This window comes from Paenibacillus sp. OAE614 (assembly GCF_040546645.1).
GTDB lineage: Bacteria > Bacillota > Bacilli > Paenibacillales > Paenibacillaceae > Paenibacillus_AQ > Paenibacillus_AQ favisporus.
This window is the reverse complement of record NZ_JBEPOD010000001.1, coordinates 6,195,451-6,210,497: the sequence shown is the minus strand read 5'-3', so window position 1 is coordinate 6,210,497 and position 15,047 is coordinate 6,195,451. Positions and strand designations below refer to the sequence as shown.

Below are 15,047 nucleotides of genomic sequence, written 5' to 3'. Positions count from 1 at the left end.
AGTCGTCTTTCTGGTATTTCCAGAAAAACGGCGTTAAATGCGGTCCGGCTTCGTTGAATGCTCGTCAATGAGACGCTTTTACTCTGATGCTGCATGATCGGGTCAGGCAGAGGGCAGGCGGCACCATGGTGAGCAAAAAGCATAAAAAAATAGTGAAAAATGCCTAAAAAAGACCCGGATCTCGTTTTTAAATTCATGCGTTTTCGTATAAGATGGAAGTATATGTGTAATTACGGATACGACAGGAGACTACCATGAATCAACCGCTTTATGGCGTATGGCTTGGCGATGTGTTTTTTTGTTTTTCAGGAGAGATGTCCGAACCGAGAGTGGATGCATGGAGCAAAGTGGTCAAGCAGCTGACGCTGACGGACGGGACGCGCCCTTTTGCCCAGGCTGCGCTCAGGCTGGCCGAGCTCAAGTACCCGTCCGCGCATGCGGCTCAGCGTACGAGCCGCCGGGGGGAACGGCGCCAGCTCATGGGCAGAACGCTGGAGGGACTTGCCCTAAGCGCCGCAGACGCCTTCAGCCTGCTTCTCGCGTGGGATGAGCCTTATATCCGGCAGGCGGGAATGGAGCCCGGGGCGGAGATGGGTTACTGGGCCCAAGCGGCTCGGTTCGCCCTGGAGCTGATGCTGCGCGGCAGTATCGCGCCGGGTACGGCCCCTGTGCCGACAAACGGCACCCGCCGCAAATCGGGCGAGCAGGCGCTGACGGCGGAATGGAAGCCGAGCCTGAACCAGGCGCAGGACGCGGAGCGGTTCCTGCAGCTGGCGGCGGCGATGCCGCCTGTGGCGCTTGGAGTACCGGCGCTATCCGGCAGGGATGCGATGACCAAGGAGGAAGCGGGGGCATTTTTGCTGCATTCGTTTATGGGCGCCATGATCCATGCACAGGTACGGGAAGTGATCCGTGAGAACGAGAGCAAATTTTCCCGCTACCATGCCGATTACCGGAGAGGATATTCCCCGGTGGCGGAGCTGTGGTGGAACAGTACCCTGACCGCCAGCCGGATGATCCCGGTTCAAGGGAGCACGGAAGAGATGGAGGAGCTGGCGTCCGCGGTTGGTGAGACGGGGGGGACCTCGATTCCGGCCGTGGAGAACGGGGATGCTTCGGCACAGGGCCGGATGCAGCTGGGACTGCGGCTCGAGCCCTGCCATACCGAGGAAGAGGAACGCTGGTGCGTCTCGTTCTGGGCTGAGTTTCAGGATGAGTTCGGGGCATGGATTCCCATCCGGGCCATCTGGTCGTATCGGGAACGGGATATCAGCCGCCGCGGCCGCGTCTTTCCGAATGTGCAGGAGCAAATGCTCCGTGCGCTCGGCGATGCGTCGAGGCTGTCCCCGGAACTGGCCGAAGCGCTGAGGGGCCCGGCTCCGGAAAGCCTTGAACTCACTACGGAGGAAATGATCGCCTTTGTCCGCCTCTCAGTTCCCAAGCTGACGAAAGCCGGAATCACGGTCCAGATGCCCTCCCGGTGGAGCCGGAAGGGGCGCCGCCGCGTGGGATTGTCGCTGAAGATGCTGGCGGAAAATGCAGGCGGAGGCGCGCCCGGCCATCCGGTCATCGGCCTGGAGCAGCTTGTCTCCTTCCGGGTGGAAGCCGCCCTTGAGGGCCACACCCTCACCCGGGAGGAATTGGCCGAGCTGGCCGAGTCGACCCTGCCGTACGTGAAATTCCGCGGGGAATGGATCGAGCTGGATTTGAAGGAAATCCGCCAGGTGCTGCGCTATATCAAGAAGCATGACGAAGGCGAAATGAATATGTCCGACTGGATGCATCTCAGTGCAGGAGAAGACGGTGAACGCACCTGGAAGGGCATTCCGGTGCTGGAGCTGGAGACGATGGGCTACCTGCAGTCCCTTCTTGGCGAGGAGGGGCCGAAGAAGGTGCCTGTCCGCCCGGTTCCCGCTTCGCTGCACGGCGTACTCCGTCCTTATCAGGAGCGGGGCTACCAATGGCTGGCGGCGATGCGGGACATGGGCTTCGGCGTCTGTCTGGCCGATGACATGGGCCTCGGGAAGACGGTGCAGGTGATTACCTGCCTGCTGGAGCAGCACAAGGAAGGGAATCCTCCCGTGCTGATCGTGTGCCCGACCTCGCTGCTCGGCAACTGGCAGCGCGAAATGCAGCGCTTTGCCCCCGGGCTCGAGCTGTACATTCATCACGGCAACCGCCGCCTTCACGGGGACGAATTTCTGGAACAGGCGCTTCGGCATGACGTCGTGCTGACAACCTACCATTTGGCCGGAAGGGACGGCTCCGACCTGGCCTCGGTGCTGTGGTCCACCGTCGTGCTGGACGAAGCCCAGTACATTAAGAACTACCGGACCAAGCAGGCGCAGAGCGTCATGAAGCTGTCGGCGCCTCACCGCATCGCGATGACCGGGACGCCGGTGGAAAACCGCCTCGGCGAGCTGTGGTCGATTTTCCAATTCCTCAATCCGGGTTATCTCGGTTCTTCCACATCGTTCCGGCAGCGGTACACGACAGGGGAGGTCGCGCCAGGGAAGCTGCAGGAGCTGCATAAGCTTGTATCGCCCTTCATGATGAGACGCCTGAAGAGCGATCCCGACATCCGCAAGGATTTGCCGGAAAAGCTGGAAATCAAATCTTACTGCACGCTGACCGAAGTGCAGGGAGCGATGTACCAATCGGTCGTGGACCAGATGATGGGCCAGATCGGACAGCAGACGGGGATCGCCCGGAAAGGGCTGGTGCTGTCTTCGCTGACGAAGCTGAAGCAGATTTGCGACTCGCCGCTTCTGCTCGGCAGGGAAGATGTGCGGGGCGCCAAGGCCGAGTCTTCCGGGAAAATGGAGCGGCTCTTCGATCTGCTTGACAACATCCGGGAAAATCAGGAGTCAGCGCTCATCTTCACGCAATACGTGGCAATGGGACATCTTCTGGTGTCCAGGCTGAAGGAGCGTTACGGCAGGACGCCGTTCTTCCTTCACGGCGGCGTGTCCAAACAGGAGCGCGACGACATGGTCATGGCCTTTCAGGAGGGCGAAGGCCCGTCCTTCTTCGTACTGTCGCTGAAGGCGGGGGGCGTCGGTCTGAATCTGACCCGGGCCAATCATGTGCTGCATTACGACCGGTGGTGGAATCCGGCGGTGGAGAATCAGGCGACGGACCGGGTATTCCGGATCGGACAGCAGAAAAACGTGCAGGTTCACAAGCTGATCTGTCAAGGAACGCTCGAGGAGCGGATCGACGAACTGATCGAGCATAAAAAGTCGCTCTCCGAGCAGGTCGTCGGTTCGGGAGAAACGTGGCTGACCGAGATGTCGGATCACGAGCTGAAGGAATTGATCATGCTGCAAGGGGAAGACTGGATGTAAATGTAAATCGGCGGCTTAGGGCTTCCTTAAGCAGGCTGCGGCTATCATGTTGATATTCGACGCTTCTGATTTTTTGGGGGCACTCCAAGGAGGGAACAAGGGATGAAGGCACAAGGTAAAGACCGAACGGAGCTGATCGTGGAAGCGGAACCCGGGTTGATCCGGGCTAAAGGGAAAACTGCAGAAGGCCGCGAGGAATGGACCCTCGGCATTCCGGTGACGGTAGACGGAGCTGCTCCCTCAGATTCCATCGTGGAGAGGCTGGCTGATTGCCCCGCCGACCTTTATTTATTGCTTCAGGGAAGCCAGCTGCCTTGGCTGGATGAGCTGCTGGGGCAAACCGCCCTGACCTGGGGCGAGGCGGTCTGCAGCTGCGGCGCAGACGGATGCCCCCATGCTTCGGAGTCGATGCCAGCCATCCGTCAGCGCTTGGCGGAGGAGCCGCTTCAGATGCTGGCACTGCTGGGGCTTCCCCGCGAGGAGCTGCTCGGCCGGGTCTTCGGCGACTGGGCTGGTTCCCTGCCCCCGGGTGACGCCAAGCTTGCCGACGGCGACCTGTCCTCCCTGGAGGAGAAGGGCAAAGGCGGCCCGTCTCCCGGCGAATGGCTGGCGGAAGCGGCCCAGCAGGGCATGCTGCATGAGCCGGGAGCGCCGTACCGGGAGGTGGCCGTCCGTCTGAAGGCGGTGCCCGCCAAGGATATGCCGGAGGAGGATTGGTCGGGCCTCCTGCCCAAGGTGACGGCAGCCCGGCAGGTGATCCGCTCGATCAAGACGCAGACTGCGGCGAGAGCCAAGGAGCAGCTGAAGCGGGTACCACCGGCTGCCCCTGGGCTGGCCCCAGCCCCGACTCCGGCTCCGGCTTCGGAGAACAGAGCATGACGGGGCCGTCCCGCGCCGGAAGCCGGGGCGCCTGCCTTCTGGCGGCGCTGATCCTCTCGGCGTCCGCTGTGCTCAGCGGCTGCGAGCGGTCGGAAGGGGCAGGACGGGAGAGCGGACAAGCCCTTCACGCCCCCGGAGGTTCGGATGCGGGAGGGCAGGCGGGCCTTGAGCGGGTCGCCGATCCCGTACTGGCCAAGCGCAGCGAAAATTCGCTGCAGGCTACGGCCCGGACCGTGAACGGGAAGCAGGTGGTGACTAATCCGGATGCGGTTACCGTGGTAGTCAACAAGCAGCGCAGCCTTCCGGAAGGGTATGCTCCTCCCGACCTCGTGGAACCGGACGTGCCCTTTACGTTCGACGGGCACTATGAGAAACGGCAGCTGCGAAAGGAAGCCGCCGCCGCGCTCGAAAGGCTGTTCGCCGGGGCGTCGCAGGCCGGCTTGGAGCTTCGTGCCGTCTCCGGCTACCGCTCGTATGAGCGCCAGCAGGCCGTTTACGGGCAGCATGTCCGGACCAAGGGGGCGGAGGAAGCCGCCCGTGTCAGCGCGGTCCCGGGGACGAGCGAGCATCAGACGGGCCTGACGATGGACGTTTCGAGCCCCAGCGTCGGCAACGTGCTGGGGGCTGTATTCGGCTCGTCCGAGGAAGGGCGCTGGCTTGCGGCGCATGCCGCGGAACACGGCTTTATCGTCCGATATCCCGACGGAATGGAGAGCGTGACCGGCTACGTGTACGAGCCGTGGCACATCCGCTATATCGGAACGGACCTGGCACCGGACATCGCCCGGAGCGGGCTTGCGCTCGAGGACTATTTTGACGAAGCGAACATGAAGCTGTAATGGCGTTCCATCTAGATATACGCCAATAAGCCGTCCCCTTAGTTCGGGGACGGCTTTTTTTCACTATTCAATCGTTATATAACTCGATCCATGGTCGCTGGTCTTTTTCGCAACCTCAAATTTCACCCGGTATTAGCTTTCTCCCTCGTGCATTTCATGCAGGGCTCCCTCGATCAAATCGCCGTTCTCCGCAAGAATCTCCTGGCGGAGCCGGAGCATCTGGTGATCCAGCTTGTCGGCGGCCTGGGAAGCTTCTTTCAGCTCGGCAACCACATGGGGCGGAACCTGCTTGTCATATTTGTAGAAAATAATATGCTCCATGCTCGCCCAGAAATCCATGGCCAAGGTCCGCATCTGGATTTCAACCTTCATCCAGCGGGTGCCTTCGATCAGAATCAGCGGCACGGCCACGATGACGTGCAGGCTCTGATAGCCGTTCGGCTTCGGATGGGCGATATAATCCTTGACCTCGATCAGCCGGATGTCGTCGCGGTGGGTTAAATGGTCAAGCAGCCGGTAAATGTCCTGGACAAACGCGCAGACGATCCGCATGCCGGCGATATCGTGGATATGATTCAGGATATTATCCATCGTCAGCTCATATCCTTTGCGCTCCATTTTGTTCATGATGCTCTTGGGTTCCTTGATCCGGACCTTGATATGTTCGATGGGGCTGTAACCGTCCTGCAGCTTCAGTTCGGTCTTGATCAGCTTGATTTTGCTCTGAAGCTCCTCCAGGGCCAGTTTGTACAGCATCGGAAGCTTCTTCCACTCTTCAAATTGACGGAGCAGGTTGTTATCTATATCGAGCTGATGGAGGTCTTTCAACGTTACGGGACTTACGACGAGCTGTTGGTTCTGCTGTTCGTTCATGCCAATCTCCTACCTATCTGCAAATTGGGGTGCTGTATAGAATGAAAGAAATGGCTGCTTTAGTTCATTCTATTTATGTATACATTTTACCTGAAAATAGGAGGGTGAAGCAAAGCAAGACGGCAGTGCAGCAATCCTGTAAAGGCCGCAAAAGCCCCTGCCATCCGCCCGAATTCCATGTACCGGGGTACCAGAAAGTCAGGCGGCGCAAGGGCCGGAAAGGGATATGGAAATCATCCCTTTATTTGTTCAGAGGAGATCCTTCATACCCTTCATCGTGGTAGTCGGTATGCTGCATTTTACCTAAAATATTCATATCCTCGATCGTGCGCCGCGTTTTTTCGTCCCCGATCTCATGCAGATAAGCATACACGGCGATCAGTCTATCGTTATACTCATCAGCCGCATCATCATGGTCGGCCGATTTATACGGAACAAAGGTGCGCTTGAACGCATACTCGTCTTCCTTGGTGAGATCCTCCAGCAAATCCCGCAGCTTTGACACTTCCGTCTCGGTCATCAGGACCTCATACTCGGCGGAGTCATTGGGCACATCTTGAATCAGCTGATGGCTCACAGAAATATAGTAACGCTTCTTATCGGTATCCATAAGGCAGATTCCTCCCTTATCCATGGCATCCGCGCATCCCGTGTATTGCAAGTCCCGGTGGATGCTCCGGACAAGCATGAACGCTTTTACTGCTTTTTACACGGGACCAGCCGGTTTGAATCAGGAAATCACCTCAGCGTCTGGGTGAAACGGGCTTGGGCGAGTCCTGATGGGGCAGGATGCCGAAAGCTTCATGCAAAAAACGGGAAGGCGCCGACGGCTTGCCGTGGTAGTACGCGGGCGAGCTGATATACAGCCTCTCCTTGGCCCGCGTGACCGCGACATAAGCGAGCCGCCGTTCCTCCTCCAGCGCCGCGGCCGCCAGCTGCTGCTCGTCCGTCAGCGCTTGCCCGGCTTTGATATCGGCCGGAGGCTGCTTCTTCAAGGCGGAGCTGTGCGGGAGAATCCCTTCACTGGCGCCGATCCAATACACCTGGCGGAACTCCAGCCCCTTGGCCCGGTGGATCGTCATGAGCTGAACGGCGCTGCCGTTCCGTTCCTCCCGGGCCGCTTCCATCTGCTCATGGCGAGCCGTCAGCTCGTCCGCATAAGCCACAAACTCCTCAATGGTATCAAAGCGTCCCGCCGCGCTCTCGAACTCCTCCAGCGTATCGCTCACCATCTCTTTATACTGGGTATAAATTAGAGGATCGCCCGCCTGAAGATACTTGTCGTAGAACTGTCTGCGCATTTCCTGAATGGCATAGGCCGGTTTGAGGGATTTCAGCGACTTGATGAACCGGATACGCTCTTTGACCGCCTCCTGCTGAAAAGGCTGAAGCCGTTCCCAACGGGCGAGATGGATGAGCGGGTACTTTTTGGCCTGGAGCTTCTCCTGCTGCCGGATATAAGCCATACCGTCCTCTTTCGGTACATACAAAGGACCCAGCACGCTCTGCAGCGATTCCTTCCGCCGGGGCGTCAGGCTCAGCCGCAGGTGATCCATCAGCGGTTTGATCAATGTCTGGTCATAGAACACCGGTGCGCTGCCGAACTGGACAAAAGGAATCCCACACAGCAGCAGCTGCTCCAGTACGGCACGGCTGCTGTCGGACGTCCGGTGCAAAATGGCGATATCGCCATAGTCCAGCCCGTCCCGGCCGACATGCTCCTGGATATGCTGAACGACCCAGCGGGCCTCTTCATCCGGGGTTGCAGGGTTCAAGTACGCAGGCTTGAAGCCGCGGGCTCCTGCCGCTAGCAGCTCCTTGGGCCGGCGCTGACGGTTATGCCGGACGAGGGCGCTCCCCAGGCCGAGAATCCGGCTGTCGCTCCGGTAATTGATGTTGAGATTCACGATTTTGGTGCCCGGATAGACGCGGTCGAACTCAAGGATCGATTCCTGCCGGGCTCCGTTAAACGAATAAATGGTCTGGTCATCGTCCCCGACGACCGCCAAATTGTGCCGGGGCTCGGCCAGCCGCCGGACCAGGTCGTACTGGATCGCGTTGGTATCCTGAAATTCGTCGACCATCAAATAATGAAAGCGGTCCTGCAGCCGTTTCAGCGTATCCGGGTTGTCGAGCAGCTTCCGGGCATGCAGGAGGATGTCGTCAAAATCCCACTGGTTCCGCTGTGCCTTCCAATCTTCATAGCCGAGCAGAATGCGTTTGACGGCGGATTCTTCTTTGGTTGCCTCAGGCAGGTCAGCCGGCCATCCGCCCTGCATTTTCCAGGCGGACAGCGCCGCCAGCAGCGTCTCGGGCTGATAGGATCCGGTGTGATCCAGGCGGCGCAAAATCATTTTCATAATGGTGTGCTGGGCTGTAAATTCGCCAAAAATTTGCTCGGTATATCCATGCTGGCGGAGCAGCAGCAGTCCGAAGGAATGGAACGTCCTCGCTTCTACGGCACGGGCCGCGGCTGCGGAAATGCCGGGCATGCGTCCGATTCTTTCCTTTATCTCCTTGGCGGCCTTGCTCGTAAAAGTGACCAGCAAAATCCGGGAACCCGGAATGCCGCGGACCGCGATCAGGTAAGCCGTCCGGGCGGCCAGAACGGTCGTTTTGCCGCAGCCGGCGCCCGCCAGGGCGAGCATTGGCCCGTCGCCGTGGCGTACGGCATCGATCTGCGGCGCGTTCAGCAGGATGCCCATCCGTTCCAGTTCGCGAAAGAAAAACGCGTCCGCGTCGCCTGCGCCCACCAGCTCCCGGCTGGTGGAGAGGGATGCGGGGCGTGCTTGGGGAACCGGAGAGGAAGAGGGCACCTTCGCAGGCACGCTATGTATCGAAACATTCAGATGTATGGGGGGCTGAGCCATCGATAGGACCTCCTTTTATGGCTGTAAGGGATTGCCTTTTTCACAAGTGCACTGTAAATTTGGTATGATATATGCACATCCGGAAAGGATGCGCCTGCAGCCGCTCGATTCCAAGCTCCCAGATTCAAGTCCGTTTGACGGCAGGCCCGGATTTCACAGGAAAGCTCCGGCATGGTATCTTGGTAATAGGCAGCCCGGGCAGCGGCCTGGGCGGATGATATGAGCTCAAGGGCACAGATTACTATTGTAAATGATCATTTGGAATGAATAAATGGGATGACATGGAAACTGGAGGAGAGAACTCATGAACATTATTCAGCGCCTCAAAGAAGGGGCTAACCGCGCTACGGAAAAGGCTCAGGGAACGCTGGAGGTCAGCAAGCTGAACAGCCAGATTGCCGACATCGAACGGGAAATGGGCATTCACTACAGAGAGATGGGAAAAGTCTTCTACGAAGGCTACCGCATTGGCGATATGAGCAAGGCCGAGAAGGAAATGGTCGACCTGTGCAAATCCTGCGACCTGCTTCAGGAAGAAATCGACGAGCTGCGTACCCGGATTGCCGAGCTGAAAAACGAGCGGCTGTGCAAATGCGGATACGTCGCCACGCTGGATGCCAACTTCTGTCCGTCCTGCGGAAGAAAAAGCTGACGGATGATGGGGTGAAGCCGAGCGAGCCCGCCAAACCGGTCGGTTTTGCTTTTGATGAAGAAGCGATTTTCGGTAGCAAGGCTCAAGATGAGCCATCCTACCGGGAAGAACCGGAGGAGCGGGAATATTCCGGCCAGCAGGAAGCCGCAGCCGCGGTGGAACAGGACTACGACTATGAGCTTCCGATGAGGGAAGCGTGGGATGATCTTGACCTTACCGACACCGACGAAAATGATCCGGAAGCGGAGCGGGAGCGGCGCCAGGCCGAGGAACTCGAACGCGAGCGGGAACGCCAGCTGGAGCTGGACCGCCGCATCCGTTATTGGAAGGAAAACAGCGGAGACGGCGATACGGGGGCTCGTGAAGAAGGTCCGCGCGATACGGTGAAATGCCAGATTTGCCGTGCAGACCTGCCTAAGGGCTCGAAGTGGTGCCCGAGATGCGGTGCGGAACAGATTTAGGGGTACGAGAAACAAACGATTACGCTTAATAGAAGCTTTTTTGGCGGACAGCGGTTTTAGGCAGCTTTGGGAGGACAAAACGTAATGGAACAACTGCTACATCATCTGCGGAATCTGGGATTCACGGAGATGGAAGCGAAAATAATGGTGGAGCTGGCGGGCAAAGGCCCGTCCTCCGGATATGAGGTGGCCAAGGGGCTGGGCGTGTCTCGTTCCAATGTGTACTCTACGCTGCAGCGGTTATGCCAGCAGGGATATCTGCACCGCAGCGAAGGGGACCCGGTCCGCTACAGCATGCTGAAGACGGAGGAGCTCACCCGGATGATCGCCGGGCAGATGAAGGAATCGCTTTCGTTCATCGAGAACCGGATGCCGCGGGTGGAGCCGGATCAGCAGCCCTTCTACAACGTGGAGGGGGACCGGAACGTCATGGAGGCGCTGGCCCGAGAGCTCGAGCGGGCGGAGCACGAAATCGTCGTCGACGTTTGGCGCGAGGAAGCGGCTTTGATGCGCAGCGAGCTGGAGCAGGCCGAGCAGCGGGGAGTGAAGCTGCTCTGGTCCTGTATCGGCAGCGATACGGGCATGGAGCGGCTGCTTCCCTGGCCGGCGTGGAATCAGGACGCAGGGGATCGGCACACCTTGAAAGGCCGCAAGTTCTCCTTCGTCATTGACCGCCGCTGGTGCATGCTGGGCATGCGCGGGGAGGACTGCGCGACGCAGGCGCTGGTCACCGAGCATCCCGTGATGGTGGAGCTGCTGCTTCACCATTTTACACAGGAAATGGTGCTCTACGAGGTGGAGCAGGATCTGGGCGGCGAGCTTGCGGAGCGGTACGGTCCGGCTTACGAGCGGATTTACCGCAAGTATGTGGAAGTCGATCCGCGCGAGGCTGACTCGGAAGTCATCGGGGATTTTGACGGTACTGAGGATTCGGAGGAAGTATAAAGCAAGAAAACGGGTACCGTTGAGACGGGACCCGTTTTGTCTAATGAAGTCCAGCGTTAGATGGTTCATGGCATGAACGATTTTCTGCGACACCGGGGTCTCGGAGTTTTGGGATGTGCTAATCCCGTTACAGTTCGCGCAGTTTCATAAAAACGGTGTGATAATAATCACTGTTATGCGGTACAAATTGCTGTAAGCTCACTGTACAGGCAAAGGTTTCGGCGTCGGAAGCGGGCCGCGGTTCCGAAAGGATGCCGGTTGCCTGCATTTCCCTGATCTCGCCTTTCGCCAGTTTGAGGGCATCGTCCAGGTCCGCTTCGTAGAGACCAGTCAATTCCTCGGCCTGCAGCCGGTAGGCGGCTAACGGCAGATCCAGCTTGGCGCCGAAGATGAAGCATCTCTCCCTGTCGATAAAAGCCTTTCCCCCGGCTGTCCCCCGATTCTCGTAATCGGCGGTTCCGAGCGGGATCAGCTGGTCCAGGCTGACGGTAACGCCGAGTTCTTCCTCGAGCTCCCGGACTGCATCGGCGACGGTTTCTCCAGCCGCCAGATGTCCGGCTGCGGTAATATCGTAATAACCCGGGAAGGTGTCTTTGGACGTCTGGCGCTTCTGGAATAGAACCTTACGTCCATCCGGTGTATCTCGCACGATCCAGCAGTGGAACGTATGGTGGAGATAACCCTTGGCATGAACCTCTTCGCGCGGAGCGGTGCCGATCCATTCGTGGTCGTCGTTATAAATGTCGAAGAACTCTTTCTTCATGTGGCGAAACCTCCATTCATATTTTTGAATTATGGAGGATTATCGGAAAAGTAGCAAGACTGGAGACAGGCTGCTGAAAATAAGCTTTTAAGTATAGCGTTTTGATCAAAACAGAGAAAGGAGGAAGCATTGATGGAATGCATCGTTCGGTTTGAGATCAAATATCCGGAAGGGAACAAGCAGCTGCGAGGCTTGATCTGGACGGGGGAGGACGGACGCCCCACCGAAGATCAGCTCATTCAAATGTTTAAGGACATGAAATATAACGTGAGGGCCTCCGAAAGGGAACAGCTGCAATTTGTTCCGCTCGACCCGGGCGCGGGGTATACGTCGATTCGGATCACGGAGCTGGACACCGGAAAAGAAAAGTACACGGAAGACCGTGATTTGAAAAACGTCATCAGCACGCTGATGCCAAAAGGACCGCTCGGCCTCTGATTCCGGAAGTGAATTCCGAAAGGGGCTGGCGGTCTTTTTTATAGAAAAGTATAACACCTGCAAACCATCAGGAGAGCAAGCTCTCCATCAAGTCCGTTCGGTCTCGGTCTGTCTACCTGCTGGGCCCCCTCAAGCCTGCTGCGGCTCGGGATCGGTATCCAGCACAGAGGTACAGTGCGCACAGCGTGTAGCTGCTGCAGGAATTTCCGACAGGCAGTACGGGCACTCTTTGGTCGTTTTCTCCGGCTCGGGCTTTTCATGCTCCCGGTTTTTGATCCAGTTGATGCCCTTAACAAGCAGAAAAATACAGAACGAGATAATCAGAAAATCGATCACCGTGTTCAGAAACTGCCCGTAAGCAATGACGGGTGCTCCGACCTCTTTCGCCTCCGCGAGCGTGTTCACCTTGCTGTCGTCCAGACGGATAATGAGATCGGCGAAGTCCACCCCGCCAAGAAGCACCCCAATCGGCGGCATGATAATGTCGCTCACGATCGAGGAGACGATTTTCCCGAACGCTCCCCCAATGATGACCCCGACGGCCAGATCGATCACATTGCCGCGCACTGCAAATTCTTTAAACTCATGAATAAATCCTTTCATTTTTCACCAAACCTCCTGAGTGTCATGTATCTATTCTAGCAGATTTTCTATAGGGCATTGTAACATTGAAACTGGTATTTGTTTCTGAAATGTTTTCAAATTGTCCATCAAATACCTCTTTATTTTTCAGCCCATTATGCGTTATACTTCATGCATTGTCATTTCATCAGTCTATGAATGAATATAGGTTTCTCGTATATGTGCAGGAATCGGCCTGCATGTCTCTACCCGATCACCGGAATGATCGGACTACGGGATGAACGATATTTTTCGGGCGCTTGTCCGGAATGTTTGAGTTTGTCCTGAGTCCGTCTGTTTCCGCCGATCAAGGCAGGGGAAGAGACGGGCTTTTTTGTATTTTACAGAGGAATGGAACGTCATCAAAGGGGGAAGCAAGTTGCAATTACTTAAGCAGAAAGTACTGGATGAAGGGATCGTGCTCAGCAATCAGGTGCTGAAGGTGGATTCGTTCCTGAACCATCAGATGGATCCTGTTCTGATGAAGGAAGTCGGCCGCGAGTTTACGCGCCGGTTTGCCGGAGAGGCCGTGAACCGGGTGCTTACGATCGAATCGTCCGGGATTGCCCCCGGAATTATGACCGCCCTGGAGCTGGAAGTGCCGATGATCTTTGCAAGAAAGCAGAAGTCATTGACGCTTCGTGACGATATTTTCGTGGAAAAAGTATACTCCTTCACCAAGCAGGAAACGAACGAAATTACGGTGGCCAAAAAGTTCATCCAGCCGGGGGACCGGGTGCTGATCATCGACGACTTTCTGGCGAACGGCGAAGCGGCCTTTGGACTGGCCCGGATCGTAGAGCAGGCGGGCGCGACCGTTGCCGGAATCGGCATCGTGATCGAGAAGGCGTTCCAGCCCGGCGGGCGGCTGCTGAAAGAAGCCGGCTACCGTGTCGAGTCACTGGTCCGCGTAGCGGCACTGGATGACGGCAAAGTGACTTTTGCAGATCAAGACTAGCTCATTTATAAACAATACGCGGGAGGAATGAAACCGGCATGGAACAGAATCATCAGGCTGACACGACTCAACTTACAGGCAAACGCCATCCGCTTAAAACCTTTTCGCTCGGGATTCAGCATGTGCTTGCGATGTACGCCGGTGCAGTCCTCGTACCTATGATTGTAGGGAGTGCACTGAATTTTACGACCGAGCAGTTGACCTACCTGATCTCGATCGACCTGCTGGCCTGCGGCGTGGCTACACTGCTTCAGGTATGGGGCAACCGGTTCTTCGGCATCGGGCTGCCGGTCATGCTGGGCTGTGCGTTCCAGGCGGTATCGCCGATGATCGCCATCGGTCTCAAGGACGGGGTCTCGGCCATTTACGGCGCGATCATCGCGTCGGGGATTTTCGTTGTTCTGTTCTCAGGGATATTCGGCAAGCTGATCAAGCTGTTCCCGCCGGTAGTCACCGGCTCGGTCGTCACGATTATCGGGGTGACGCTCATCCCGGTCGCGCTGAACGATCTGGGCGGCGGCCAGGGGGCCGAGGATTTCGGCAGTCCGCTGAATTTGTGCCTTGGCTTCGGCGTATTGATCTTTATCATTTTGATGAACCGTTTTGCTACCGGATTTTTGCGTTCTATTTCCGTGCTGATCGGCCTGATCGCCGGAACGATCGCCGCGGCGATATTCGGCCATGTAGATTTGGGACCGCTGAAGGAAGCCGGCTGGTTCCATGCGGTCAAGCCGTTTAACTTTGGAAAGCCGACGTTCCATGCCTCCTCGATCCTGACCATGATTCTGGTGGCGATCGTCAGCGTGGCGGAGTCCACGGGCGTCTTTATGGCGCTTGGCAAAATCGTCGGCAAAGACATTTCCTCCAAAGACCTGGCCCGCGGGTACCGCGCCGAAGGCATGGCAATCGTACTCGGCGGGATTTTCAATTCCTTCCCCTACACCACGTACTCGCAAAACGTCGGTCTGGTTCAAATGAGCCGCGTCAAAACGCGCGACGTCATTGTCGTGGCCGGCGGCCTGCTGATCGTGATCGGGTTTGTGCCGAAAATTGCGGCGCTGACCCAGCTGGTGCCGACATCCGTGCTCGGCGGGGCGATGGTCGCCCTGTTCGGGATGGTCGTCTCCTCCGGCATCCGCATGCTGGGCGGGCAGGTTGACCTGAACCGCTTTGAAAATCTGTTCGTTATCGCCTGCTCCGTCGGTATGGGGCTGGGTGTCAGCGTCGTGCCGGATCTGTTCAAGGCTATCCCGGAAGATCTCCGCATCCTCGTGGATAACGGCATCGTGGCCGGCAGTGTGACTGCGATTGTTCTGAATTTGATGTTCAACGGTTTTAAAGGCGGGGTCTCCTCAGCGGAAAAGGGAGAAGCCGCCCGGAATGAGCATGCCGCCTAATTCC

Annotated in this window: 14 protein-coding genes and 1 riboswitch; of the genes, 9 read left to right on the top strand and 5 right to left on the bottom strand. The window is 57.5% G+C overall.

Annotation, left to right across the window (positions count from 1 at the left end):
• Window positions 1-254: 254 nt before the first annotated feature.
• The 3 genes from ABIE48_RS28495 to ABIE48_RS28485 all read left to right on the top strand — a co-directional run bounded on the left by ABIE48_RS28495 (window position 255) and on the right by ABIE48_RS28485 (window position 5,065).
• On the top strand, window positions 255-3,347 hold the full coding sequence (locus ABIE48_RS28495) for a DEAD/DEAH box helicase (protein WP_192715953.1): 3,093 nt from the start codon (window positions 255-257) through the stop codon (window positions 3,345-3,347).
• 102 nt (window positions 3,348-3,449) lie between these two features.
• A complete protein-coding gene (locus ABIE48_RS28490; protein WP_192715952.1) occupies window positions 3,450-4,226 on the top strand; it encodes a hypothetical protein in 777 nt (258 codons plus the stop codon).
• Window positions 4,223-5,065 (top strand): M15 family metallopeptidase, encoded by an 843-nt coding sequence (locus tag ABIE48_RS28485; protein WP_192715951.1) that lies wholly within the window; start codon window positions 4,223-4,225, stop codon window positions 5,063-5,065. Before ABIE48_RS28490 ends, ABIE48_RS28485 begins: the two co-directional genes overlap by 4 nt.
• A gap of 132 nt (window positions 5,066-5,197) precedes the next feature.
• On the opposite strand, the gene ABIE48_RS28480 is transcribed toward ABIE48_RS28485, so the two are convergent.
• The 3 genes from ABIE48_RS28480 to ABIE48_RS28470 all read right to left on the bottom strand — a co-directional run bounded on the left by ABIE48_RS28480 (window position 5,198) and on the right by ABIE48_RS28470 (window position 8,808).
• The gene (locus ABIE48_RS28480) at window positions 5,198-5,938 is read right to left on the bottom strand and encodes a GTP pyrophosphokinase (protein ID WP_105445654.1); all 741 of its coding nucleotides are present in this window, start codon (window positions 5,936-5,938) and stop codon (window positions 5,198-5,200) included.
• Between the two features lie 241 nt (window positions 5,939-6,179).
• Window positions 6,180-6,548, bottom strand: a complete 369-nt coding sequence (locus ABIE48_RS28475) for a hypothetical protein (RefSeq protein WP_089549100.1) — start codon at window positions 6,546-6,548, stop codon at window positions 6,180-6,182.
• 133 nt (window positions 6,549-6,681) lie between these two features.
• Window positions 6,682-8,808: an ATP-dependent helicase gene (locus ABIE48_RS28470; protein WP_192715950.1), complete on the bottom strand. Its 2,127-nt coding sequence runs from the start codon at window positions 8,806-8,808 to the stop codon at window positions 6,682-6,684.
• Between the two features lie 304 nt (window positions 8,809-9,112).
• Here ABIE48_RS28470 and ABIE48_RS28465 point away from each other — a divergent pair, with 304 nt between their 5' ends.
• The 3 genes from ABIE48_RS28465 (at window position 9,113) to ABIE48_RS28455 (ending at window position 10,866) form a co-directional block, all read left to right on the top strand.
• A complete protein-coding gene (locus ABIE48_RS28465; protein WP_354520120.1) occupies window positions 9,113-9,460 on the top strand; it encodes a zinc ribbon domain-containing protein in 348 nt (115 codons plus the stop codon).
• Entirely contained in the window at window positions 9,400-9,921 is a 522-nt protein-coding gene (locus tag ABIE48_RS28460) for a hypothetical protein (RefSeq protein ID WP_354520118.1), read from the top strand. The genes ABIE48_RS28465 and ABIE48_RS28460 overlap by 61 nt, the downstream gene beginning before the upstream one ends.
• 84 nt (window positions 9,922-10,005) lie before the next feature.
• On the top strand, window positions 10,006-10,866 hold the full coding sequence (locus ABIE48_RS28455; protein ID WP_163880496.1) for a TrmB family transcriptional regulator: 861 nt from the start codon (window positions 10,006-10,008) through the stop codon (window positions 10,864-10,866).
• Between the two features lie 127 nt (window positions 10,867-10,993).
• Here ABIE48_RS28455 and ABIE48_RS28450 read toward each other — a convergent pair whose 3' ends face one another.
• A complete protein-coding gene (locus ABIE48_RS28450; RefSeq protein ID WP_145026768.1) occupies window positions 10,994-11,629 on the bottom strand; it encodes an NUDIX hydrolase in 636 nt (211 codons plus the stop codon).
• A 132-nt stretch (window positions 11,630-11,761) separates the two neighbouring features.
• Here ABIE48_RS28450 and ABIE48_RS28445 point away from each other — a divergent pair, with 132 nt between their 5' ends.
• Window positions 11,762-12,067, top strand: coding sequence for a hypothetical protein (locus ABIE48_RS28445; protein WP_145026766.1), 306 nt, complete (start codon window positions 11,762-11,764; stop codon window positions 12,065-12,067).
• 129 nt (window positions 12,068-12,196) lie between these two features.
• On the opposite strand, the gene mscL is transcribed toward ABIE48_RS28445, so the two are convergent.
• A complete protein-coding gene (gene mscL, locus ABIE48_RS28440) occupies window positions 12,197-12,670 on the bottom strand; it encodes a large conductance mechanosensitive channel protein MscL (protein ID WP_145026764.1) in 474 nt (157 codons plus the stop codon).
• A gap of 172 nt (window positions 12,671-12,842) precedes the next feature.
• Window positions 12,843-12,942, top strand: a riboswitch (purine riboswitch).
• A 125-nt stretch (window positions 12,943-13,067) separates the two neighbouring features.
• On the opposite strand from mscL, the gene ABIE48_RS28435 reads away from it, so the two are divergent.
• Window positions 13,068-13,646 (top strand): xanthine phosphoribosyltransferase, encoded by a 579-nt coding sequence (locus tag ABIE48_RS28435; RefSeq protein ID WP_076172869.1) that lies wholly within the window; start codon window positions 13,068-13,070, stop codon window positions 13,644-13,646.
• Window positions 13,647-13,684: 38 nt separating this feature from the next.
• The gene (locus ABIE48_RS28430) at window positions 13,685-15,043 is read left to right on the top strand and encodes a nucleobase:cation symporter-2 family protein (RefSeq protein WP_192715948.1); all 1,359 of its coding nucleotides are present in this window, start codon (window positions 13,685-13,687) and stop codon (window positions 15,041-15,043) included.
• Window positions 15,044-15,047 lie beyond the last annotated feature (4 nt).